Annotated in this window: 16 protein-coding genes; 6 read left to right on the forward strand and 10 right to left on the reverse strand. The window is 69.5% G+C overall.

Annotated elements, in window-relative coordinates; translation table 11 throughout:
• Positions 1–57: 57 nt before the first annotated feature.
• From ACIP5Y_RS08295 to ACIP5Y_RS08305, 3 genes are all read right to left on the reverse strand, one after another.
• Positions 58–2,148: a neutral/alkaline ceramidase gene (locus ACIP5Y_RS08295; protein ID WP_400348703.1), complete on the reverse strand. Its 2,091-nt coding sequence runs from the start codon at positions 2,146–2,148 to the stop codon at positions 58–60.
• A 157-nt stretch (positions 2,149–2,305) separates the two neighbouring features.
• Positions 2,306–3,055, reverse strand: coding sequence for an isocitrate lyase/phosphoenolpyruvate mutase family protein (locus tag ACIP5Y_RS08300; RefSeq protein ID WP_400348704.1), 750 nt, complete (start codon positions 3,053–3,055; stop codon positions 2,306–2,308).
• Between the two features lie 47 nt (positions 3,056–3,102).
• A complete protein-coding gene (locus ACIP5Y_RS08305) occupies positions 3,103–3,975 on the reverse strand; it encodes an NAD-dependent epimerase/dehydratase family protein (RefSeq protein ID WP_400348705.1) in 873 nt (290 codons plus the stop codon).
• A gap of 146 nt (positions 3,976–4,121) precedes the next feature.
• Here ACIP5Y_RS08305 and ACIP5Y_RS08310 point away from each other — a divergent pair, with 146 nt between their 5' ends.
• Positions 4,122–5,552 (forward strand): PLP-dependent aminotransferase family protein, encoded by a 1,431-nt coding sequence (locus tag ACIP5Y_RS08310; RefSeq protein WP_400348706.1) that lies wholly within the window; start codon positions 4,122–4,124, stop codon positions 5,550–5,552.
• Here ACIP5Y_RS08310 and ACIP5Y_RS08315 read toward each other — a convergent pair.
• Positions 5,536–6,045 carry a nitroreductase family protein gene (locus ACIP5Y_RS08315; protein ID WP_400348707.1) on the reverse strand — a complete coding sequence of 170 codons (510 nt, stop codon included), beginning with the start codon at positions 6,043–6,045 and terminating at the stop codon, positions 5,536–5,538. The genes ACIP5Y_RS08310 and ACIP5Y_RS08315 overlap by 17 nt on opposite strands.
• A 189-nt stretch (positions 6,046–6,234) precedes the next feature.
• On the opposite strand from ACIP5Y_RS08315, the gene ACIP5Y_RS08320 reads away from it, so the two are divergent.
• The gene (locus ACIP5Y_RS08320; RefSeq protein WP_400348708.1) at positions 6,235–6,981 is read left to right on the forward strand and encodes a VIT family protein; all 747 of its coding nucleotides are present in this window, start codon (positions 6,235–6,237) and stop codon (positions 6,979–6,981) included.
• A 152-nt stretch (positions 6,982–7,133) separates the two neighbouring features.
• On the forward strand, positions 7,134–7,865 hold the full coding sequence (locus ACIP5Y_RS08325; RefSeq protein WP_400348709.1) for a PP2C family protein-serine/threonine phosphatase: 732 nt from the start codon (positions 7,134–7,136) through the stop codon (positions 7,863–7,865).
• Here the strand turns inward: ACIP5Y_RS08325 and ACIP5Y_RS08330 are convergent.
• Positions 7,812–8,345 carry a GNAT family N-acetyltransferase gene (locus ACIP5Y_RS08330; protein ID WP_400348711.1) on the reverse strand — a complete coding sequence of 178 codons (534 nt, stop codon included), beginning with the start codon at positions 8,343–8,345 and terminating at the stop codon, positions 7,812–7,814. The genes ACIP5Y_RS08325 and ACIP5Y_RS08330 overlap by 54 nt on opposite strands.
• Before the next feature lie 104 nt (positions 8,346–8,449).
• Positions 8,450–9,763 (reverse strand): family 1 glycosylhydrolase, encoded by a 1,314-nt coding sequence (locus ACIP5Y_RS08335; RefSeq protein ID WP_400348713.1) that lies wholly within the window; start codon positions 9,761–9,763, stop codon positions 8,450–8,452.
• Positions 9,764–9,830: 67 nt separating this feature from the next.
• Between ACIP5Y_RS08335 and ACIP5Y_RS08340 the strand changes: the two genes are divergently transcribed.
• Positions 9,831–10,400 (forward strand): TetR/AcrR family transcriptional regulator, encoded by a 570-nt coding sequence (locus ACIP5Y_RS08340; RefSeq protein ID WP_400348714.1) that lies wholly within the window; start codon positions 9,831–9,833, stop codon positions 10,398–10,400.
• A gap of 20 nt (positions 10,401–10,420) precedes the next feature.
• On the forward strand, positions 10,421–12,007 hold the full coding sequence (locus ACIP5Y_RS08345; protein WP_400348715.1) for an adenylate/guanylate cyclase domain-containing protein: 1,587 nt from the start codon (positions 10,421–10,423) through the stop codon (positions 12,005–12,007).
• A 15-nt stretch (positions 12,008–12,022) separates the two neighbouring features.
• Here ACIP5Y_RS08345 and ACIP5Y_RS08350 read toward each other — a convergent pair whose 3' ends face one another.
• Positions 12,023–12,451, reverse strand: coding sequence for a MarR family winged helix-turn-helix transcriptional regulator (locus ACIP5Y_RS08350; RefSeq protein ID WP_400348717.1), 429 nt, complete (start codon positions 12,449–12,451; stop codon positions 12,023–12,025).
• Positions 12,452–12,534: 83 nt separating this feature from the next.
• Here ACIP5Y_RS08350 and ACIP5Y_RS08355 point away from each other — a divergent pair, with 83 nt between their 5' ends.
• Entirely contained in the window at positions 12,535–14,331 is a 1,797-nt protein-coding gene (locus ACIP5Y_RS08355; protein ID WP_400348719.1) for an ABC transporter ATP-binding protein, read from the forward strand.
• On the opposite strand, the gene ACIP5Y_RS08360 is transcribed toward ACIP5Y_RS08355, so the two are convergent.
• The 3 genes from ACIP5Y_RS08360 to ACIP5Y_RS08370 all read right to left on the reverse strand — a co-directional run bounded on the left by ACIP5Y_RS08360 (position 14,283) and on the right by ACIP5Y_RS08370 (position 22,833).
• The gene (locus ACIP5Y_RS08360) at positions 14,283–15,347 is read right to left on the reverse strand and encodes an LLM class flavin-dependent oxidoreductase (protein WP_400348721.1); all 1,065 of its coding nucleotides are present in this window, start codon (positions 15,345–15,347) and stop codon (positions 14,283–14,285) included. The genes ACIP5Y_RS08355 and ACIP5Y_RS08360 overlap by 49 nt on opposite strands.
• Before the next feature lie 51 nt (positions 15,348–15,398).
• Positions 15,399–21,512: an amino acid adenylation domain-containing protein gene (locus ACIP5Y_RS08365; RefSeq protein WP_400348723.1), complete on the reverse strand. Its 6,114-nt coding sequence runs from the start codon at positions 21,510–21,512 to the stop codon at positions 15,399–15,401.
• A 274-nt stretch (positions 21,513–21,786) separates the two neighbouring features.
• Positions 21,787–22,833, reverse strand: coding sequence for an aldo/keto reductase (locus tag ACIP5Y_RS08370; protein ID WP_400348724.1), 1,047 nt, complete (start codon positions 22,831–22,833; stop codon positions 21,787–21,789).
• Between the last annotated feature and the right edge of the window lie 52 nt (positions 22,834–22,885).

Consider the following 22,885-nt stretch of genomic DNA (forward strand, 5'->3'; position numbering starts at 1 on the left):
ACCCGAGCCGTCCGTCCCCCGGAAGCCAGGGTAGCGGCCCGGGTGTCCGATCCGTGCTCAGCCGATGGTGAATTCGCCCGATGTGCCGGTGAAACGCGTCAGCGTGCCGCCCGCGTCCCGGCTGTCGCCGGTGTACTGGATGCGATAGCGCCCGGCGGGCGCGCCGTCCGGCACGGTCCACTGGATGCGCACGATCGAGGCGGCGGGCTGACCGTCCGGCCGCGACCAGTGCAGCTCGGTACACCAGTCGTTATCGTCGTACAGCCGCCGCCAATCCGCGCCCGCGGCCTGCTGCACCTCGAAATACGTTCCGCCGGTGTGGAAATCATTGTTGGGGTGCGCGCCCGCGAACTCCACGGCCACCGTCTGACCGCTGCCATAGTTCGCGGCCGGCGGGGTCACCACATCACCGAACGCGTGACCGGCCGCGGGCACGTCCGGCGGCACCGCGGGCAGGAAGTCCGGTTGCAGTCCCGAGGTCCAGTCCAGCGGCGCGGGCCCCCGGCCGAGATCGGTACGCGCCGCCAGAGCCCGTGCCAGCCGGTCGAATTCCTGCATGTAGGCCGAGAGGGTCCAGCGGCCGTAGAGCGTCTCGCCGCCCTCGTACTGCTGGGAGACGTACTCCTCGGGAGTGGTCACATACCCGCTGTAGCCATTGGCGTAACCCTGTAACAGCACGTTCTCGACACTCACGCCCAGGGCGCGGGCCACCAGCCGCCGGATGCGCAGGCCCGACACGATGGTGTATTCGGCCGGACCGGAGGCCAGCACGATCTCGCCGATGCGCATGATCTGGATCGGCAGCACCTGCGGATTCCACGGGCGCGGCGGCAGCGTGCCCAGCGGAGCCACGATCAGCTTGGGCGCCTGCACATCCCGCATCCACTGCTCGATGGGCCCGTCGAGGCCGCCGAGCGCCGCCACCAGCGGGTTGGTATCGCCCTCCTGCAGGAAGGGCAGCTGGGTGTTCCAGTTGTCCTCCGAACTGGTGGCCGCCGCGGAGGCGCCCATCATGGCGGGCGAGGTGCGGGCGGGCTTGCCGTCGGGGGTGTAGTCACCGTCGACGGCGGTGTCGGCCATGTTCACATAGCGCAGCACGGAGTCCACGCCGCCGCTGCGCATGGGCCGTGCGGAATCGAAAGCCGCACGGGCGGCCTGGAATTGGCGTTCGCCGATGATGGCGCAGTTGGCGCGATTGTCCTCGGTGGGGCCGCTGGGATGCCACGGGATCACGTTCAGGTTGGGCGTCATATCGCCGGCATTGGTCTGCGCGAAGGCGGCCACGAAGCCCGCCGGGCCGTCCTGATGCCGGACACCCATTTCGTCGTGCTCCCAGCGGTAGCTGGCGTAGCCCTTGTTGTCCGCGGAGATGAGGGTATTGCGGTCGGTGAGCGAGGTGCCGTGGGTGGCGAACCAGGTGATGGCCCCGATGTCCCTGCCGCCCTGGCGCAGTCGCAGCACGGTCAGCATGGGGTCGATGGCTGCCGGGAATTCGGCCTTGTCCTCGGGCGGATTCAGGTCGAAGGCCACCTTGGAGCGGTTGGCGCTGGCGTCGTGCAGTTCGCCGGTGCCGAGGAGCAGGGTGCCCGGCGCGAGCCGGTCGTGCGCGGCGGCAATGGCATTCACGATGCCGTTCACCTCGGCGTCGTGCGAGTTCTGCTGGAAACCGTAGGCGGCCAGCGAATACGCGTATTCGCGGGCGGTGCCGCCGCACGAGTTGTGATTGTGGGTGGCGTTGATATTGACGTTGCGCTCGGTGTACAGGTCGCCGAAGCGCTGCGCGAGCTGCTGCAGGACCGCCAGATGCACCGATTGGAAGAGGCAGGCGATATCGGCGGACGCGAAGACGACGCGGTCGCCGGTGGCGCGGTCCACGATGATGTACGCGCGCACCCAGGTCCGCATGAGCAGTCCGGTGGCGACCTGGTCGAGCTCGGAGTAGCCCATCATGCCCTGCCCGGCGGGGGCGCCGGTGGCATCGGCCATACCGCAGCCGACCAGGTAGCCCTGGCCGTCCGCGTCGCGCCGCAGGGGTTGCCCCGCAGCGGGACTCGCCATGGCCGATCCTGCCGCCGCCGCGGTCACCGCACCGGCCGCGAGCGTCACGCCCGCGGCGCCGGCCAGCATCGATCGCCGGGATACCGTCACATCTGGCTCCTTCAACCCTTTGACACCGGAGTGACACGTGTTACAAAACGCGTTCCGCGAAGACTATTGGTCAAATGACCATTTGGCTAGCCGGTCGCGCAAAATTAACCACGCGGTGACAGGTCGAACGATATCCAGGCCGGTCGGCAATCCCCCGTCACCAGCGCCGCAACACGCCCAGCGCGGTAGCGGCGAGATGATTCTGCAGGAACGGGCCGAAACTCACCCGCGCCACACCCGATTCGGCGAAATGCGCGCGATCCCCGCTCTCGGGCATGGCGACCACATTGACCGGCAACGGCAACTCGGCAGTCAACCGCCGCAGCGCCTCGTCGTCGAGCCGGCCGATCGGATACAGCACATCCGCACCCGCCGCGGCTGCCAGCCGCAACCGCGCCACCGCCCGATCCACCCGATCGGCCGCATCGCCGTCCTGGCGCAGGAACAGATCGGTGCGGGCATTCAATACCAGCGGCACCCCCGAAGCATCGATGGCACTGCGCAATTCGGCGATGAAATCGGCATGCTCCCGCGGCTCCCGCAACCGGCCGCCCTCGGCGTGCACCGTGTCCTCGATGTTGAATCCGACCGCGCCCGCCGCCAGCACGCCGTCGACCAGCTTCGCGGCGTCGGCCCCGTATCCCGACTCCAGATCCACCGACACCGGAATATCCACGGCCGCCGTGATTTCCCGGACCCGGGCCAGCACCTCACCCAACGCCATCCCCTCCCGATCCGTGGCCCCGGCCGACGCGGCCAGCGGATGACTGCCGATCGTCAACCCGGCGAATCCGGCCTGCCGCACCAGATCCGCCGACCACGCATCCCACACGGTCGGCAGGATCACCGGATCACCCGGGCGGTGCAGGTCCTTGAAAAGCGCGGCCTTGTCGGCGAGAGAGGTCATGGCCATATCCCTTCGGATGAATTGCTCAGGTGGAGAAGAAGAAATACTCAGGCGAGGAAGCCGGTTCGCCAGCTCGCGTTGACCGGGGTCCAGCCCAGCGAACGGGCCAGCGCGTTGGTGGCGCCGCGCTCCCACTCCGCGCGGCCGGAGGCCGGGGCCGGCTGAGGCGCGCCGACGGCAGCGGCGAAGGCGGGCACCCATTCCCGGCCCGGGGCCGGTTCGTCGTCGACGATATTGACCGTGCCCGTGGGCCATTCGAGGGCGGCGACCGTGGCGCGGGCGGCGTCCTCCACGTGTACGAAGGACGCGACGGCGTCATTGGGGACCAGACCGGACATGAAGGCGGCAGCCGGATTTCCGGTATCGCCGCGCAACACCTCGGCCGCCACACCCGTGCGGTGGTACCAGGTGCCCGGCCCGTACAGGAAGCCGTAGCGCAACACCACGTGCCGATCGATCTCGGCGACCGTCTCCTCCAGCGCGTGCACGCTGCCGACCGTCGCCCCGCGCGGCTCGGGTGCCGCCAGATCCAGCGGCGTCGCCTCATCGGCCGGCCCCTCGCCCGCTCGGTACACCCACGAGATCGACTGCGCGATCATCCGCCCCACCCCGGCCCGCTTGGCCGCATCCACCAGGTGCCGCGTCCCGATCCGGCGAATCCGCCCATTCTCCGCAGGTATTCCCCCGCTCAACGCGGTCAGCTGATGAATCACCACGTCCGGCGCCGCGGCCACCACCGCATCGGCCACCGCGTCGGCATCGAAGATGTCCAGCCGCACGGCCTCGGCGCCCTGCGCCCGCACCCGCTCGATGCCCTGCGGGGTGCGGGAAGTCCCGGTGACCTGGTGCCCGGCCGCGACCAACTGCTCGACCAGGGGACGGCCGATAGCGCCGGTGGCGCCCGCCACGAACACCCGCATGATGACTCCTCACTCCCGAATCTCTTGTTCTGGAATCGAATTCGCCGCACACCCCACGAGCGCGGCGTCTCGTTCGCCAATGACGTTAGTCCACGAATAGTCCAATAGAATGGTCCACTTCGAGGCCGATAGATTGGACCACTTACATGGCCGACCCACGCCCGCCCCTGGGCCCCGAACTACTACTCGAACTCCCCGCCCGCGGCAGCCGCCGCCGCGCCCTGGAAGAGACCCTGCGCACGGCCATCCGCGACGGCCGCCTCCCCACCGGCACCCGCCTGCCCTCGACCCGCGACCTGGCCGCGCAGCTGGGCCTTTCGCGCGGCACCGTGACCGCCGCCTACGAACAGCTGGTGGCCGAAGGCTGGTTCACCGCCCGCCATGGCGCGGGCACCACCGTCGCTGCGGACGCCGCGGTCACCGGACTCACCGGCGGCACTGCGATCAGCGAAGTCGTCGCGGGCTCGCAGGCGCCTGTCGGGGCGCGGTTCGATCTGCGGTCCGGTCGGCCTGATACGCAGGCGTTTCCGCGTAATGCGTGGGCGCGGGCGATGCGGGTGGCATTGCGGGAAGCGCCCGGGGAGGCGTTCGGGTTCGGGGATCCACGGGGGCGGATCGAGTTGCGGAGCACGCTGGCCGCGTATCTCGGCAGATCGCGTGGGGTGCGGGTGGATCCCGAAAACCTCGTCATCTGTTCGGGATACACGCAGGGGCTGGGGTTGCTGGTGGAGGCCTTCACCGAGCTCGGGCTCACCAGCATCGGGATGGAGGATCCGTCCATCCCGGATCATGTCGAGCTGGCGGCCGCCCGCATGCGGGTCGCCGATATACCGCTCGATGATTCGGGGCTGTCCATCGATGCGCTGTCCGCGTCGGCGGCCGAGATCGCGGTGTGCACGCCGTCGCATCAGTTTCCGATCGGCGTGGCCATGCCGCCCGAGCGGCGGGCCGCGCTGCTGGGCTGGGCCGAGGAGCGCGGCGGCTGGATCGTGGAGGACGACTACGACGGTGAATTCCGTTACGACCGCAAGCCCATTGCCGCCCTGCAATCCCGGCGGCCCGACCGGATCGTCTATGTGGGTTCCACGTCCAAGACGATCGGCCCGGCGGTGCGGCTGGGCTGGATCGCCTGTCCCCCGGCGCTACTCGAACCGGTCCTCGCCGCCAAACGCCGCAGCCGCGACTGGCGGCACCTCGATCAGCTGGCGTTCGCCCACCTCATCGACACCGGCGATTACGACCGGCACCTGCGCACCGTCCGGCGCAGCTATCACCGCCGCCGGGATCTGCTCGCCGCCGCGGTCCGGAATACGCTGCCGCACAGTCGGATACACGGCATAGACGCCGGTCTGCACGCCATCCTGGAGCTGCCCGCCGGGCTCGGTGAGCAGGCGGCCCTGGAGGAGTTGCGGCGGGCGGCGGTACGCACTCAGCCGCTGGGCGACTATCTCCGCGGCGATCGGGCGCACTATCCATCGGCGCTGGTGATCGGCTACGGCACCCCGCCCGAACGCGCCTACGCGGCGGCCCTCGAAGCACTGCTCGGCACACTCGCGCGAATCACGGAAGCCAAGTGAGCAATTCCACAATCGGGCGGCGGCCCTGCGGTATGGCCGTCGGCGAGTGCGCGGCCGCGGGGTCCGGATAACCGAGGGCAATCGCGTGCCGGGGCAGCCAGCCCGCATCGAGGCGCAGCAATTCGGCCGCGCGGGCAACATTCGCGGCGGGGTGCAGGGTGGTCGGGCAGCTGCCCAGACCGTGCGCGGCGGCGATCAGGCAGACGGACTGGGTGAGCCGGCCCATATCGAATTCGGTGTCGGAGAAACCGTTGTCACGCGAGGCCAGCACCAGGACCAGCGGTGCGGTGGCGAGATGGACGGCATAGCCGCCGAACCCGGACAAGGCGTTGCGTACCTGCGGGTTTGTTACAGCGACGAAGCGCCAGGGCTGGCGGTTGCGCGCCGATCCGGTCCAGCGGGCCGCGTCGACAATGCGCTCCAGCACCGGGCCCGGGATGTCGTCCGGCAGGAAGCGCCGGACCGCGCGCAGTCCTCGAATCGCCTCATCCACCCGGCGACCCTATCGCGACCACCCAGGGTCGATCTTGTCCGTGACCGGCAGACCGGTGCGGGATGCCAGCGGTTTGCTGACAAGCCCTCGGAGTTAGGTATGTAAACCCTTGCCACGCAATGGGTTACCTCACTTCGGTGAGCCTTCCATTGCTGGTGGAGCGCGTTTATAAACGTTACCGTTCCGCACATGAGCGTCGATCTGACCACTCCGGGCAGCACACTGCCCGCACCGCGCGAGCATGCCGGCGAGCCCCACCTGACGCATACGTCGGTGCGGCTCAACTGGTTACGGGCGGCCGTACTCGGCGCCAATGACGGCATCGTCTCGGTGGCGGGCATCGTGGTCGGCGTGGCCGCCGCGACCACCGCCCGCGGCCCGATCCTCACCGCGGGCATCGCGGGCCTGGTGGCCGGCGCGGTCTCGATGGCGCTCGGCGAATACGTATCGGTCAGCACCCAGCGCGACAGTGAACGCTCCCTGCTCGAAACCGAACGCCGCGAACTGCTGGAACAGCCCGAGGCGGAATTGGCCGAACTGGCCGAGATCTACCGGGCCAAGGGCCTCTCGGCCGATACCGCGCTGCTGGTGGCCGAGGAACTCACCGCGCACGACGCCTTCGCCGCGCACGCCGAGGCCGAATTGGGCATCGACCCGGACGAACTCACCAACCCCTGGCATGCGGCCATCTCGTCGGCGATCTCCTTCACGCTGGGCGCACTGCTGCCGCTGCTCGCCATCCTGCTGCCGGGACCGTCGCTGCGGGTGCCGATCGCCTTCGGGGCGGTGGTGGTGGCGCTGGCCGTCACCGGTTTCGGCGGTGCGGTGCTGGGCGGTGCGCCCCGGCTGCGCGCCACCGCGCGGGTGGCGCTCGGCGGTGCGCTGGCCATGGCGGTCACCTACGGCATCGGACACCTGGTGGGGTTGGCGATCTGAAGCGGTTCGAGGCACCCGGATTGCCGTCGGCGCACCGAGTTCACGATTCACAGGAACCGCACGGGTGATTCTGGCCCCGGGCACGGGCAATACCCGTTGACTGGTCATGTGCTGGTCGGCAGCACCGACACCCCACTCCGAGGAGTCAGGCCGTGGACACTGAAGCGGCAATCGTCATACCGCCCAGCGCGTTCGCCACGCTCGTCGCCGATTCGGCGACCCGGCGCGGCTCGCGCTCGCTCAATGCCGATGCGGTAGCCACCCGCACCGATCCGGCATCGGGCCGCGTCGCCTTCGCGGTCGCGGACGGCATCGGCGATCACCTGCTGGCCGCCCGGGCCGCCCGCGTCGCCGCGGCCGCCGCCGCACTGGCCGCCACCCGCCACGGCGCCCGCGCCGGAATCCTTGCGGCGCAAGAACAGCTGCTGCACGAGTTCCCGGAACCCCAGGCCGACTGCGTCCTGGTGGTCGCGGTGCTGCCCGGACCCGGCCTCCCCGATCTCCCCACGGATATCGCCTGGGTCGGCGACTGCCGCGCCTACCGGTGGAACGACCGGATGCTGCACCAGATCACCACGGATCACACCGTCGCCGAATACCTGCGCGCCCGCGGCATCCAGGCCGCACCCCGGCTCAGCCACGTCGTCACCACTTCGGTCCGCACCGTGCAACCCGACGCCATCGGTCACGCCGCCACCGGATCCAGCCACGGCCGGTTGCTGCTCTGCACCGACGGCGCGCACAAACCGCTCACCATGCCGGCCATCAAGCACGCCCTGTCGCGTGCCGCCACCCCGGCCATCGCGGCGAACATCCTGGTGGACAGCGCCTTACGCGCCGGCGGCTCCGACAACTCCACCGCCATCGTGATCGACCGGCACTGACGCAGCCAACTGCTTGGCGAAGCAGTTGGACAGCGGCAGATTCTCGTACGGCGAGAAGAGCGGAATGCGGTGATAGCCGCTGCGTTCGTAGAAGCGCACCGCCTCGGGCTGCAAATGCCCGGTCTGCAGGATCACCCGTGGCGCACCCACTTCCCGTGCGGCGGCCTCGGCGGCGGACAAGAGCAATCCGGCCACGCCGGTGCCGCGATATCGCGGGCGCACGAACATGCGCTTCACTTCGATCGCACCGGCATTCCATCGGATCGCCACGTGCCCGGCCGGTCCGGATACGTAGGCGACGAAGGTCCGCACCACCGTCTCCGCCGCGACAACCTGCGGGTTGTCCGGTAGCGACCGCAGCAGCTCGGCATAGCGCGGACGGACTTCGGCGGTCATCTCATCGCGCAGCAGCACCGCATCCGGGTGCTCCCAGTCGACTACGGCCACCGTCGCCTCGAGTTCGGCGCGCGCACTGGTCATGAGCGGCACGCTAACCACGGACCGGCCGCGGCGAACCGGTTGCGCTCACCGAGATCATTTCCCGAACGGGCGCCCCCGACGCACGCCCGTTCGGTCCCGAAAGCTCAGCGCGGCACGGTCACCGGGTCGGTGCAGCTGGCCGGCGCATCCACGAACGAGCACGCCTTGGGATCGCGAGTGGGCCGGTAGTCGACGGGCACGCCGCCGTCATGGGTGATGGCCGTGTAGGCGCGCACCGCGTCCGTGGGTTTGCGGGTGAGCGTCGGATCGGTCAGCACGTCCACCGTGTACAGCCCGAATCGCGGTGTGTAGGAGCCCCATTCGTAGTTGTCGGTGAGGCTCCAGTAGTTGTAGCCGATGACGTTCATGCCGTCGGCCTTGGCGCGCTGCACCCAGTAGACGGTGTCGCGCAGATCGTCGGCGCGGGTGTAGCCGTCGGCGCGCGGCTGCCCGTTCTCGGTGGGCATGCCGTTCTCCACGATGTACAGCGGCTTACCCGGGTACTTGTTCGAATAGTGCTGCAGCGCATAGTAGATGCCCTCCGGCTGCAGCGGGTTCTTCCACAGTTCCTGGCTGGGTGTGTACATCTGATCCGGCGACATACCGTAGTAGTAGTCGATGCCGATGTAGTCCAGCTTCGCGCCGATCTTGTCGAGTAGCGGCCCGTCGGCGGCGTCCTCGACGGCGGGCACGTAGGCGACATTGCTGGTGACCATCGCTCCCGGCTGCACCTGGTGGATGTAGTCGTAGATCTCGTTGTGCGCCTGGGCGATCCGATCCCGCATGACCCCCAGCTGCGTGGCCGGCAGACCGCCGTTGCGCATTTCGTTGAGCTGGTACATGAGCGGCTCGTTGAAGGTCACCCACAGCGGATCGTACGAGGCGAACCGGTCGACCACGGTGCGCGCGTTGGCCACCCAGTCCGCGACCATGCCCGGGTTGTTCCAGCCGCCGCGATCCACCTCCCAGCCCGGGAACACCCAGTGGTCGATGGTCAGCATGGGCCGCATGCCGGCGGCGGTGATATCCGAGATCACCTGGTCGTAGAAGCGCAGGCCGTTCTCGTCCCAGACGCCGGGTTGCGGCTGCACCCGCGCCCATTCGATGCCCATGCGGTACACCTTCACGCCCAGCTGCTCGGCCAGCTGGATGTCGGAGCGGAAGTTCGTGAAGAAGTCCACCGAGTCCCGGTACGGGTCCTCGGTCTTCCCGGCCGCGACGTACCGCGACCAGTTGCTGTCCGGCGCATGCCCTTCGGATTGGAAGCCGGAGGCGGCCACACCCCACAGGAAGCCGGGGCCCAGCGGTTCGATCCGCGCCGGCGGCTCCGGCCGCGCCGAGGCCGGGGTGGCGGCGGTGACGAGGGCGGCCGAGGCGGCCATGACGATCAGGGCGATGGAACGCGGTCGGAATCGCATACCAAAACCGTACAACACACGGTTTTCAGGTGGGAAGGGGGCCCACCAGGACGTTTACACTCGATCGGTGGCGAAACGCGGACCGTACGGCAAGGGCATCGAACGACGGGACCAGATCCTGGAAGCCGTGCTGCGCACGATCGCCGAACGCGGATTCCACGCCACCTCGGTCGCCGAACTCGCCCAGGCGGTCGGCCTCAGCCAGAGCGGCCTGCTGCACTACTTCGGGTCGAAGGAGGAAATGTTCATCGCCGTCCTGCGCAGACGCGACGAGGTGGAGCGGGCCATCGTCAAGACGCCGACCCCCGAATCCCTGATCGGCCTCATCCGCCGCAATACCGAGGTCCCCGGCCTGATCGAACTCTTCACCCACATGCAGGCCGCCGCGGCCGACCCGGCCCACCCCGCCCACGAGTACATGCGCGAGCACTACCGGCGCAGCACCGAAGGCTTCCTCGAGGCCCTGCGCAGCATGCAGGCCGACGGAACCGTCCCCGCCGGAACCGATCTGGAAGCCATGGCCGCCACCTTCCTCGCCCTCAGCGACGGCCTGCAGTCACGCTGGCTCATCGATCCCAGCATCGATATGACCGCGCATCTGACACTCGCCTGGAGCCGCTTCACTTCCCGGCCGTAGCGCCCGCCTACGCTGCACCCATGGTCGATAGCGAGGTGACGCCCACTGCGCTGGGACCGGACCCCTACGGTTCACGACTGCTGGGCCGGGCCGACGAGGGCCCGATCATGCGCCGGGTGCGGACGCAGATCCTGCTGACCGTGCCGACCATGGCGGCCAATCTGCTCGGCATCGCCGTGGCCATCGTGCTGATCGCCTGGGTGCTGCCGGGTCCCTCGCTGCTGACCCACGACCTGGTCCTGATGGATTTCATCGCCGTCCCGATCTACGGCGGGCTGGCCGTCCTGATCGGATTGGGGTGGGGCACGGCCTGGGGACTGCGCACGCTGCGCTGGGCCAACGATCCCGCACACGTGCCCAACGAGTCGGAACAGGCTGCCGCCACCGCCATTCCGCGGCGGCTGATGCTGTTGCAGGCCGGGCTCTGGTTCGGCGCGCTGCTGCTGCTCACCCCGTTGTACGGGCTGACCGATCCGGCCTTCGTGCCGAAGTTCGTGCTGGGCATCGGATTCAGTGCCGTCGTGGTGTGCGCGTACACCTATCTGGTCTCGGAATTCGCCCTGCGCCATGTGACCGCGCGGGTGCTGAACGCCGCGACCTCGCGCCGCCGCCGGGGACTGGGCGTGTTCGGCCGCTCCCTGCTGGTGTGGACGCTCGGTTCCGGGACGCCGGTCGCGCTGCTCATGATCGTGGCGGTGCTGGCGCTGGCCGGCACCGACGTGAGCCGCGAACGCCTTGCGGTGTGCGTGCTTTCGCTGGGTGGCGCGGCCCTGCTGTTCGGTCTGCTGTTGATGGCGCAGACGCTGGCCGGCACCGTCGCGCCGATTCGCGGTGTGCGCAAGGCCATGCGACGGGTCGAGGACGGCCACCTGGATACCGTGGTCACCGTCTACGACGGCACCGAATTGGGTGAGCTGCAAAGCGGTTTCAACCACATGGTGGAGGGCCTGCGCGAGCGGGAACGGGTGCGCGACCTGTTCGGCCGGCACGTCGGCCACGATGTCGCGGCCGCGGCGCTCAGCGGCGTGCCCGAGCTGGGCGGCGTGGAATGCGATGCGGCGGCCCTGTTCATCGACATCATCGGGTCCACCACCATGACCGCCACCCGGCCCGCGGCCGAGATCGTCGCCATCCTCAACGACTTCTTCGCCATCGTGGTGGACGAGGTGGAGCGATTCGGCGGGCTGCTCAACAAGTTCGAGGGCGATGCGGCACTGGCCGTCTTCGGCACCCCGGCCCCGCTACCCGACGCCGCGGGTTCCGCACTGGCCGCCGCCCGCCGCATTCGCAAGCGCTTGTCCGGTGCGGCAATCGCTTTCGATGCCGGTATCGGGGTCGCGGCCGGGCGCGTGGTGGCGGGCAATGTGGGCGCGGACCGCCGCTACGAGTTCACCGTGATCGGCGATGCCGTCAACGAGGCCGCACGGCTGTGCGAACTGGCCAAGACCGATGAGCTGCGAGTCCTGGCCTCCGCCAACACCATTCAGACCGCCGCGAGTCACGAGCAGCGACACTGGGAGCTCGGCGAGTCCGTCACGCTGCGGGGACGCGTACAGCCGACCACGCTGGCCCGCCCGCGGCCGGAGCGGCGGCGCGAGGTCGGCTGAGCCGCCGGCATTCGGCTATTCGGCGTCGCCGAGCAGTACTTCCAGTAGGTCGTGCAGGGTCGTGCGCTGCTCCGGCGTCAGCGCCGAGAAGAGTTCCGAGGCGGCGGCGCGCCGGGCGTCGGCCATGCTCTCCAGCACCTTGTGCCCGGCTTCGGTCGCGGTCACCAGGGTCGAGCGGCGGTTGGCCGGGTCGGGGGCGCGAGTGACGAGGTCCGCGGCGGCGAGGGCGTCGACGACGGTGGTGGCGGACCGCGGCACGATGCCGAGGTGCTCGGCCAGGACGGACATGGTGAGCGGTTCGGGGGCGCGTCCGATGATGCGCAGCGCGCGGGCCTGAGCGGGGGTGAGGCCCAGCGGCGCGAGGCGGGCGACCTGGTTACCGCGGATGCGCTTGCTGGTGCGCAGGAACAGGTCGGGTAGGTCGTCATCGGGGGTGCTCGCCATGATTCCGAGCATAACTCATTGTTCCGGGAACAATTATGAGTCAGACTCAGTTATGGCGTGTAGTCCCCCGAAAGGAGGCGCCTATGACTTCGCAACAAGCGTCACCGCCCTCGCAGGCACAGACCTCGCATGCAAGACTTCGCCGGATCGTCCGGCTCTTCCACCCGTACCGCGCACAGCTCGCGGGGGTCGCCGCACTGGTCGGACTCTCCTCGATCATCGGCCTGGCCTCGCCGTTCCTGCTGCGCGCCATCCTCGACACCGCGCTCCCGCACGGCCGCACCGGCCTGCTGACGCTGCTGGCCGCCGGCATGATCGTGGTGGCCGCGCTCACCGCCGTGTTCAGCGTGCTGCAGACCTATATCTCCACCGCCGTCGGCCAGGAGGTCATGCACGACCTGCGCTCGGCGGTCTACGCCCGGCTGCAGAGCATGCCGCTGTCCTTCTTCACCACCACCCGCACCGGTGAGGTGCAGTCGCGCATCGCCAATGACATCGGCGGTATGCAGTCGACGGTCACCTCCACCGCCACCTCGCTGGTCTCCAACTTCACCACGGTCGTCGCGGCCGTGATCGCCATGTTCGCGCTGAACTGGCTGCTCACCCTGGTCTCGCTGATCATGCTGCCGTTCTTCGTATGGATCAGCCGCCGGGTCGGCACCGAACGCCGCAAGATCACCGGGGAACGGCAGCGCAAGCTGGCCGGCATGTCGGCGATCGTCGAGGAATCGCTGTCGGTGAGCGGCATCCTGCTGTCCCGCACCATGGGCCGTTCCCCCGCCCTCATCGCGGACTTCTCGAACGAATCGCGCGGGCTGGTGGATCTGGAGATCCGCTCGAACATGGCCGGCCGGTGGCGGCAGTCGACCATTCAGATCGTCATGGCCGCCATGCCGGCGGTCATCTACTGGGCGGCCGGGCTCACCATGACCCACGGCCACCCCCTGGTGTCGATCGGCACCCTGGTCGCGTTCACCACCCTGCAGACCAGCCTGCTGCGGCCCACCGTGCAGCTGCTGTCCACCGGCGTGGACATGCAGAGTTCGCTCGCCCTGTTCGACCGCATCTTCGAATACCTGGATCTGCGACCGGATATCGAGGAACCGGTGCTGCCCGTATCGCATCCGGCCGCCGAGGCCGATGGTGAGGTCCGCTTCGAGCATGTCGGCTTCTCCTATGACGCCGATCGGAAGGTGCTGAGCGATATCGATATCACCGTCCCGGCCGGGACCAGCCTCGCCATCGTCGGCGAAACCGGTTCGGGCAAGACCACTCTCGGCTATCTGGTGGCGCGGCTCTACGACGTCACCGAGGGCAGGGTCACCATCGACGGCACCGATGTACGCGATCTGTCCTTCGCCGATCTGTCCGCCAATGTGGGCGTGGTCTCGCAGGAGACCTACCTGTTCCACGCCTCGGTCGCGGAGAACCTCCGCTTCGCCAAACCCGATGCCACGGACGAGGAACTGGTGGCCGCGGCCCGCGCCGCGCAGATCCACGACCACATCGCGAGCCTGCCCGACGGGTACGACACCCTGGTCGGCGAGCGCGGCTACCGGTTCTCCGGCGGTGAGAAGCAGCGGCTCGCGGTGGCGCGCGCCATCCTGCGCAATCCGCCGATCATGGTGCTCGACGAGGCCACCAGCGCCCTGGACAACCGCACCGAACGCGAGGTGCAGGACGCCATCGACGCCCTCTCCCGGGGCCGCACCACCATCACCATCGCGCATCGGCTGTCCACTATCCGCGATGCGGACCAGATCGTGGTGCTGGATCAGGGCCACGTCATGGAACGCGGCACGCACCGGGAACTGCTGGAGCGCAACGGTTATTACGCGGCGCTGCTGGCCCGCGACGAGCTGTTCGATCCGGTCGGCTGAACCGTGGCGTCGGCCGCGCGGCCGAGACCGACCGCCGCGGCCAGCCGCCGATGCGACTCCAGCCGGGCGGTGCGGTCGAAAGTGCTGGTGTGCACCAGGATTTCGTCCGCGCCCGTCCTGGCGATCAGCCCCTCCAGTTCCGGTAGGACGGTTTCCTCGGTGCCGTGGAGGTGACCGCGCATCGATTCCTCGAAGATCCCCCGCTGCCGCTCGGTCATGGGCTCGCGGTCGATCTGCTCCGGCGAGATCAGCTGCGGGAATTCACCTTTGGTCCGTGAGTAGGCGGCGGACCAGGCCTCCGGCAGGAGCAGTCGCCGGGCTTGTTCCGCCGAATCGGCGATGACCACCGAGGTGGACACCATCACGTAGGGCCGCTCGCCCCAAGGGCCGGAACGGAATTCGCCGCGGTAGCGCTCGATCGCCTCGATCATCGCCTCCTCACCGGCAATGGCCGCGATCACCAGCGGCAGCCCGAAGGCCGCGGCCCGCGCCGCACCCGAGCCGGTGGCCAAGAGGAAGGCCGGAATTCGTAATCCTTCGGCGGGCCACGCGTGCACACCGTCGCGGCCGCCCGCGAAATAGCCCAGTAGCTCGGTCAATTGCGCATCGAAGTCGTCGGCATCGTCCTTACCGTGCCCGAGCGCGCGCCGCACGCCGCCGGTGAACCCGACCGAACGCCCCAGCCCCATATCGATCCGCCCCGGATACAACGATTCGAGCACCCCGAACTGCTCGGCGACCACCAGCGGCTGATGATTGGGCAGCATGACCCCGCCGGTACCGATCCGGATGTGTTCGGTCGCCGCGGCGACTCCCGCCGCGAGCACCGTCGGCGCGGAGCCGGCGACGCCCGGCACACTGTGATGCTCGGACACCCAGAACCGGTGATATCCCCACTGTTCCGCCAGCCGCCCGAATTCGACGGTCTCCCGCAGCGCCTCGGGATGCCCCTGGCCCTGCCGGACCCGGGAGCGATCCAGGATCGAGAAGCGGACGTCCTGCAGCGCGGCACTCATGATCGATGTCAACGCCCCCGCCCGGCGATGATTCCGGGCGGGTGGCGGCGCTCACTTGGTGCGTTGCGGTCCCGGGAAGAAGCCCGTGGTCACGAAGTGGTCGAAGTAGCGGGTGAGCACGGCGACATCCACGCCGTGGCACCGAGCGCTCGCCGAATCCGCCTCCGCCGGCTCGGCCTCGGTGTCCGGGCCGGGTTCGGGATTGATGCTGTAGTTGACGCTCAAGGCCGCGGCGCGGGACAGCGAGTCGTCACCCGCCGCGGCGCGTCGTTCCGCTTCCTCGGTCAGGGCCGCGGCGAATTCGACCGGATCCACGAGCCGCAGCGAGTAGCCGCGGCGCAGGGCCAGGTCCAGCAGCGTGCGCAGCGGAACCGGGTGGTCGGGGTCGAGGGTGAACATCGTGCCCGAGGGGACGCGGGCATTGCGGACCAGAGTCGCGGCCACCTGGTCGACCGGGAACATGTCCATCACGGCCGTGCCCGGATCGGGTACCTGGCCGAGGACGAGCACGGCGCGCAGCATGGTCCACCAGGCGTCGTCGGGAGCGGTGACGCCGGTGCGGGAGTCGCCGGTGATGAGGCCGGGCCGGATGATGGTGACGGGGATGCCGCGGTCGACACCGCCCCGGATCAGTTGTTCGGCAACCCATTTGGTGAGGGTGTAGCCGGGTGCGCCGAGCGGCGGGGTGTCGGCGGAGGTGCCGGTGAGCGAGGCCGTGGAGACGTAGCGGATGGGTTTCACGCGGGCGGTGGCGGCCAGGCGCAGGACCTCCGCGGTACCGCCGACATTGGCATCGCGCATGCGTGCGTAGGGCGCGAGGTGATAGACCTGTGCGCCATTGTGGTAGATGACGTCGATACGGCCGGCCAGTTCGGTGAACCGCTCCGGGGTCAGGCCGAGCCGTGGCCGCGCGAGATCGCCCGTTACCGCCACGATCCGGGATGCGTGCTCGCTCAGGTCGATGCCGTACTGGTCGGCGACCGCGCGCACGCGCCGCAGTGCGGCATCCTCATCGGCGGCGCGGACCAGGCAGTGCACGGTGGCCCGGGTCTGTTCGAGCAGCTCGCGCAGCAGGAAGACGCCGAGGAAACCCGTTGCGCCGGTGAGCAGGATCGTTTCGGGTGCGGCCGTCCGCGCGGGTGCCAGGCCCTCGATGGTGATGGACGGATCGAGGATGGCGTCCGCCAGCAGTTCGGCTCCGGTATTCGCCTCGGCGGATTCGCCGCGCAGCGTGGCCGCGAGCTCGCCGACGATCGGATGCGCGAAGAGTTCGCGCAGCGGCACCGGAGCGCCGAGCCGTTCGGCCAGTGCGGCACGGACTTTGATGGCCGACAGCGAGGTGCCGCCGAGCACGAAGAAGTCGTCGTCCAGGCCGACCCGGTCGGCGCCGAGGACCTCCGCGAACACCTCGGCCACGATCCGCTCGTCGGCGGTGCCGGGTGCGCGGTAATCGCGTTCCGGGGCCTGCGGTTCGGGCAGGGCGGCGCGATCCAGCTTGCCGGTGGGACCGAACGGGAACTCGTCCAGCAGCATCAGTTGCGCGGGAATCATGTAGCCCGGCAACTGTTTCCGCGCGGCGTCCAGCACCTGCGCGGGATCGGGCCGCGCGCCCTCCGCGGCGGTGATCCAGCCGATCAGCCGTTCCCGGCGCACCGCGACCGCCGCCCGGCCGACCGCCGGATGCGCGCGCAGCACCGTCTCGATCTCGCCAGGCTCGATACGCAGTCCGCGCAGCTTCACCTGGAAGTCATTGCGCCCCAGGTACTCCAGGCCGCCGTCCGGGAGCCGGCGGACGAGATCGCCGGAGCGGTACATGCGGGCGCCCTGCGGTCCGTACGGATCGGCGACGAAGCGCTCCGCCGACAGGTCCGGGCGGGCGACATAGCCGCGGGCGAGTTGCGTACCGGCCAAATACAATTCACCGGGCGTCCCGACGGGGACCGGGCGCAGCCGCGCGTCGAGCACATAGGTCCGGGAGTTCCAGTGCGGATGGCCGATGGACACCACGCCGTCGCCGGTCTCGGTGACATCCGCGCCGGTGATGGACACCGCCGCCTCGGTCGGGCCGTACAGATTGTGCAGGCGGGCAGGACTGATCGCGGCGAAGCGGGCGATGGTGTCGGCGGGCAGCGCCTCACCACCCACGAAGACCTCGCGCAGGGTGGCGAAGGCCGAGGCCGGAGCGGCGTCGAGCAGCGCCTCCAGCAGGGACGGCACGAAGACCACCGTCGTGATCCGATGACGGGTCAGGGCCGCGGAGATGTACTCGGGATCGGTCCGGCCCTCGGCGGCGGCGATCACCAGGTGCGCCCCCGCGCTCAGCGAGGCTGCGTAGCCGATGAGGCCGGCGTCGAAGGTGTACGGAATCAGCTGCAGGAACGCATCTTTCGCGGTCAGATGATGTTCCGCGCGAATGTATGCGACCTGGTTGACGATCGCCGAATGCGGGACGCCGACGCCCTTGGGCCGGCCGGTCGACCCGGAGGTGAAGACGACATAGGCCAGATCCTGCTCGTGCAGCGGCCGATTGCGCTCGGCGTCGGTGATCGGGGCGTCCGAGTAGCCGTCCGCGGTGAGGTCGGCGGCGGTCAGGACGGTCAGCGGCCGGGCGGTCTCGACCAGGTGCGCGACCCGGTCCGCGGGCAGCTCCGGATCGATGGGCAGGTAGGCCGCGCCCGATTGGACGATCGCGTACAGCCCGATGACCAGTTCCACCGACGGGTACGCCGTGAGGCCGACGATCGTCCCGGGTCCCGCACCGAGTTCGATCAGCCTGCGCGCCAGGCGATTCGAGCGGGCAGCCAGCTCACCGTAGGAGATCGTCACGTCATCGCAGGTCACCGCGGGGGCTTCCGGGCGCACGCGGGCGTGCCCGGTGAAGGCCTCGAGCAGCTGCCGCTGGGGCACGATCCGATCCGGGCCCGCGCTCACCACCTGCAGGGCGACCGCCTCGTTGGGCTCCAGCAGCGGCAGGTCACCGACCGCCCGGTCCGGATCGGCGACCGCCACCCGCAACAGTTCGGCCAGTCGCGATCCCAGGGCCTCGATCGTCGCGGCATCGAACAGATCCGTGGCGTAGCGCCACGAACAGTGCAGTCCGGCAGCCTCTTCGGCACGGTGCTGCGGTACGACGGTCAGCTGCAGGTCGATCGGGGCCACCGCGTCGGCCAGGTCGACCGCCGCGACGGTGAGCCCGGGCAGCCGCAGCACGCGTTCGTCGAACTCCTGGAACGACAGCGCGACCTGGTACAGCGGGTGGTGCGCCCGGGTGCGCAGCGGATCCAGCTCCGCCACCAGGGTTTCGAAGGGCAGCTCCGGATGCGCGAAGGCGGCGAGATCGGCATCGCGCACCTGTGCGAGCAGCCCGGTGAAGCTCTCCGCGCCCGTGAGGCGCGTGCGCAGCACGAGCGTATTGACGAACATGCCGACCACATCGTCGAGTTCGGGTTCGCCACGGCCGGCCACCGGGGTGCCGATGGCGACGTCCTCGGTATTGGCCAGCCGGGCCAGCAGCACCGCCAGCGCGGTGTGCACCACCATGAACAGGGTGGCCCCGCTGTCGCGGGCGAGCTGTTCGAGCGCGTGATGCAGCTCGGGTTCGATCCGGAAGTCCAGTACGGCGCCGCGATTGCTCGCCGCCGGCGGGCGCGGGCGATCGGTCGGCAGCTCCAGCAGCGGCGGCAGCCCCGCCAGGCGGTCCCGCCAGAAGCCGAGCTGGGTCGCCAGCAGCGATTCCGGATCCGTTGCCGCTCCGAGCATTTCACGCTGCCAGAGGGCATAGTCGCCGTACTGGATCGGCAGCGGCGTCCACTCCGGCGCCGATCCGTGGGCGCGGGAGCCGTACGCGATCATCAGATCGCGGGTCAGCGGGCCCAGCGAAAAACCGTCCGCCGCAATGTGATGCACCACGACGGCCAGCACGTAGTCCTCGGACGCGAGGCGGAACAGCCGGATTCGCAACGGCACATCCGCCGTCACATCGAATCCAGTGCCCGCCAGGGCGAGCAGCTCCGTCTGCAGGTCCCATTCGGCGATATCCACCGGCGACAGCACACCCGGCTCATCCGCGGCATTGCCGGAAACGACCTGCAGCGCTACAGATTCTCTGGGAAGCACGAGCTGGTACCCCTCGGCCCCGCGTTCCGGGTAGACGGTACGCAGGATCTCGTGACGTCCCAGCAGATCGTGGATGGCGGCTTGCAGCGCAGGAACATCCAGCGCTCCGGTGAGGCGGAGGGCGATGGGGATGTTGTGCGCCGCGGAGGCGGGGTCCAGGCGGGAGAGGAACCACATGCGCTGCTGCGCCGGGGACAGCGGCGGATGCTCACCGTTGCGAGCACGGGCGACGAGCGGGATACGGGAACCGGCGTCGAGCAGGTCCATGGCCTCGGCCAGGTCGGCGACGATCGGGTGCTCGAAGACCATGCGGGCGGGGATGCGCAGCCCGGCCTCGGCGCCCAGGCGGCCGGTCAATCGCGTTGCCAGCAGCGAGTTTCCGCCGAGTTCGAAGAAGTCGTCGTCCGCGCCGACGCGGTCCAGGCCGAGCAGATCGGCGCAGTTCGCGGCCACGGCGCGCGCGGTCGAGGTGGCGGGCTCGCGATAGGGGCGCGCCGTCACGGTGGGCTCGGGCAGAGCGTCGCGGTCGAGCTTGCCCACCGGGGTGAGCGGTATGCGGTCGATGAGGACGATGGCCGCGGGCACCGCGTGCCGGGGCAGCTGCCGCCGGGCCCGGTCCGTCAAGGCGATCGGGTCGGCCGTCGCGCCCGGTGCGGGCACCACGTACGACACCAGCGCATCGATGCCGCTGGGCAGCGTGCGCACGAGAGTCGTTGCGAAGGAGACGGATTCGTCGGCCACGAGCACGGCGTCGATCTCGCCGGGTTCCAGCCGGAAGCCGCGGATCTTGATCTGGGTGTCGGAGCGGCCGAGGTACTCCAATTGCGGTGCGCCGCCGGGGCCCGCGGCCCAGCGCACCACATCGCCGGTGCGGTAGAGGCGAGCGCCGTCGCCGTCGGGATGCGCGACGAAGCGGGCGGCGGTCAGCCCGGCCCGGCCGTGGTAGCCCTCGGCCAGACCCGGTCCGGCGAGGTACAGCTCGCCGGGCGTGCCGGTCGGGACCGGCCGCAGCCTGGCGTCGAGCACGAGCGCCGTCATGCCGGGAATGGCCGCGCCGATGGTGATCGGATCCCCGGGGTGCAGCGGGTCGCTGATGGTGGCGGCGACCGTGGTCTCGGTCGGCCCGTAGAGGTTGAAGAAGGACCTGCCCGGCGCGAAGCGGGCGACCAGGTCCGGCGGACACTCCTCGCCGCCGACGACGAGCGCGGCCAGATCCGGGAAGTCCGCGCCCAGGCCCGCGAGCGCGGCCGGGGTGATGAAGGCGTGGGTCACCCGCTGGGCGCGCAGCAACTCGGCGAGCTCGCCGCCGCCGTACACGTCCGCGGGCACGATGACCATGAGCGCGCCCGCGCCGACGGCCAGCAGCAGTTCCAGGATCGACGCGTCGAAGCTCGGGGAGGCGAAGTGCAGGGTCCGCGATTCCGCGGTCACCCCGAAGCGCTGGACCTGCTCGGCGCAGAGCCCGGCCAGTCCGCCGTGCGTGACGGCCACGCCCTTGGGCAGCCCGGTGGATCCCGAGGTGTAGATGACGTAGGCGATATTGCTGTTCCGCAGGCGGCGCGTGCGCTCGTCGAAGTGCACCGGCTCGCCGGAAAGGCTTTCGAGTTCGGCCGTGCACTCCGGTGAATCGAGTTCGAGCCAGTCGATATCGCCGTCCACGGGCGACCCGGTCAGCCGCAGACCGAATCCGGCACGTGAATCGCCGAGCATGTGCTGAACCCGGTCGGCGGGGTAGCGGGGATCGATGGGGACGAAAGCGGCGCCGGATTTGGCCACCGCCCAGACCGCGACGATGTCCTCGATCGAGCGCGGCAGGGCGAGGGCCACGCGATCGCCGGGACCGAGCCCGCGCGCGATGAGCAGGCGGGCCAAGCGGTTGGATCGCTCGTCGAGTCCGGCGTAGGTGAGGGTGTGGTCACCGCAGCGTACGGCGGGCGCCGCCGGGTCGATGCCGACGGCGGTTTCGAGCAGTTGTGGCAGAGTCGGTACTCGCGAAGGGCGGGTACGCGGGCGCTGTCCCCGGCGTGCCGCGTGAACATCGGCACTCACCGGTTCCCCTTTCGGACGTACTCGGCCCCTGCTGTTCGCGACCACTTAACCTTGTCGAACAGCAGTGAGCAATAGCGCAATTCGTATATGTTGCGACAGGTTACCACGGCAAATCTTAGGTAAATCCTTACCGAATCCTGCGAAAATGCTGGTAACGCCGCGGAAATTCATGCAGACCGCGAATAACCGCTTTCGCACGCCTGCTCACACCCATTGTCGCGGCCACCGTAGCTGTTTGCAGTTAGCCTGCATAATTAAACCGCCCGGCCCGAACTCATGGGCGCGTGGGCCCCTCCCCCGCACCGGTGGCCCGCAGGGCCGAGTCGATGCCCGCCAGGTCCGCCGCGGTCAATTCGATTGCGGCGGCATCGATCCAGCTGTCGATCTGCTCGGGCCGGCGGGCGCCGACGATCGCGCCGCTGACGCCCGGCCAGGCCAGGGCCCAGGCGATGGCGATCGACGACACCGAGGTGTGATGCGCCGCGGCGATCGGGCGCAGTGCCTCGACCAGGGCGAGATTGGCCGCGAGTTCGCTCGTGAACTCCGGGAATCGCTTGCGCCAGTCGTCATCCGGCAGTGCGGCCACCCGCTCGGCCGAGAACGCGCCGGTGAGCAGTCCCGAATGCAGCGGCTGGTAGACGATGCCGCCGGTCCGATGCGCTGCGGCCCAGGACAGTTCGCCCGCCGACGCGCGCTTCAGCAGGGAGAACTGCGGCTGGACGGCATCCACGTGCGCAATGGATTCGGCGATCTCCAGTTGCGGCACATCATGATTGGACAGGCCGATGGCACGGACCTTGCCCTCCGTGACGAGGTCGGCCATGGTCTGCCAGTACTCTTCGAGCGGAGTGGGCGCGACGGCCTCGGGATCCTCCCGGCCCGAGAACTCCAGGGCGGCACCGGTATCGGGCCAGTGCACCTGGTAGAGGTCGATCCGCTCGACGCGCAGCCGCCGCAGCGAGTCCTCGAGCTCGCGGCGCACGCTGGCGGCGGCCATGATGCGCTTGGGTGCGGACGTGCGATCATTCGCGTTCCAGACCAGACCGGCCTTGGTGAACAGGTAGGGCCGGTCGGCCTCGGGCAGTCCGGCCATCGCCTTCGCGACGACTTCCTCGGAGTGGCCGAGCCCGTAAACCGCGGCGGTGTCGATCCAGTTCACGCCGGATTCCACCGCCTGGTGGATGGTGGCCACCGAATCCGCGTCGTCCTGCGGACCCCAGGAGAAGCTCCAGTCCGTGCCGCCGATCGCCCACGCGCCGAAGCCGATCCGGCTGATGTCCATATCCGTGCTGCCGAGCCTGCTGGTGGGAATGTTTCCCATATCGAATGCTCCTCGTCGGTATCGCCGCCCGATGCGGCGCCGCACTCGATGT

The organism is Nocardia sp. NPDC088792 (assembly GCF_044750615.1).
Taxonomy (GTDB): Bacteria; Actinomycetota; Actinomycetes; order Mycobacteriales; family Mycobacteriaceae; genus Nocardia.

Excerpts from the sequence above, each read along its gene's own strand:
- ACIP5Y_RS08300 (WP_400348704.1), bottom strand. The coding sequence starts at position 3,055 with ATGACCTCTCTCGCCGACAAGGCCGCGCTTTTCAAGGACCTGCACCGC.
- ACIP5Y_RS08305 (WP_400348705.1), bottom strand. The coding sequence starts at position 3,975 with ATGCGGGTGTTCGTGGCGGGCGCCACCGGCGCTATCGGCCGTCCCCTG.
- ACIP5Y_RS08310 (WP_400348706.1), top strand. The coding sequence starts at position 4,122 with ATGGCCGACCCACGCCCGCCCCTGGGCCCCGAACTACTACTCGAACTC.
- ACIP5Y_RS08320 (WP_400348708.1), top strand. The coding sequence starts at position 6,235 with ATGAGCGTCGATCTGACCACTCCGGGCAGCACACTGCCCGCACCGCGC.
- ACIP5Y_RS08330 (WP_400348711.1), bottom strand. The coding sequence starts at position 8,345 with ATGACCAGTGCGCGCGCCGAACTCGAGGCGACGGTGGCCGTAGTCGAC.
- ACIP5Y_RS08335 (WP_400348713.1), bottom strand. The coding sequence starts at position 9,763 with ATGCGATTCCGACCGCGTTCCATCGCCCTGATCGTCATGGCCGCCTCG.
- ACIP5Y_RS08345 (WP_400348715.1), top strand. The coding sequence starts at position 10,421 with ATGGTCGATAGCGAGGTGACGCCCACTGCGCTGGGACCGGACCCCTAC.
- ACIP5Y_RS08350 (WP_400348717.1), bottom strand. The coding sequence starts at position 12,451 with ATGGCGAGCACCCCCGATGACGACCTACCCGACCTGTTCCTGCGCACC.
- ACIP5Y_RS08355 (WP_400348719.1), top strand. The coding sequence starts at position 12,535 with ATGACTTCGCAACAAGCGTCACCGCCCTCGCAGGCACAGACCTCGCAT.
- ACIP5Y_RS08360 (WP_400348721.1), bottom strand. The coding sequence starts at position 15,347 with ATGAGTGCCGCGCTGCAGGACGTCCGCTTCTCGATCCTGGATCGCTCC.
- ACIP5Y_RS08370 (WP_400348724.1), bottom strand. The coding sequence starts at position 22,833 with ATGGGAAACATTCCCACCAGCAGGCTCGGCAGCACGGATATGGACATC.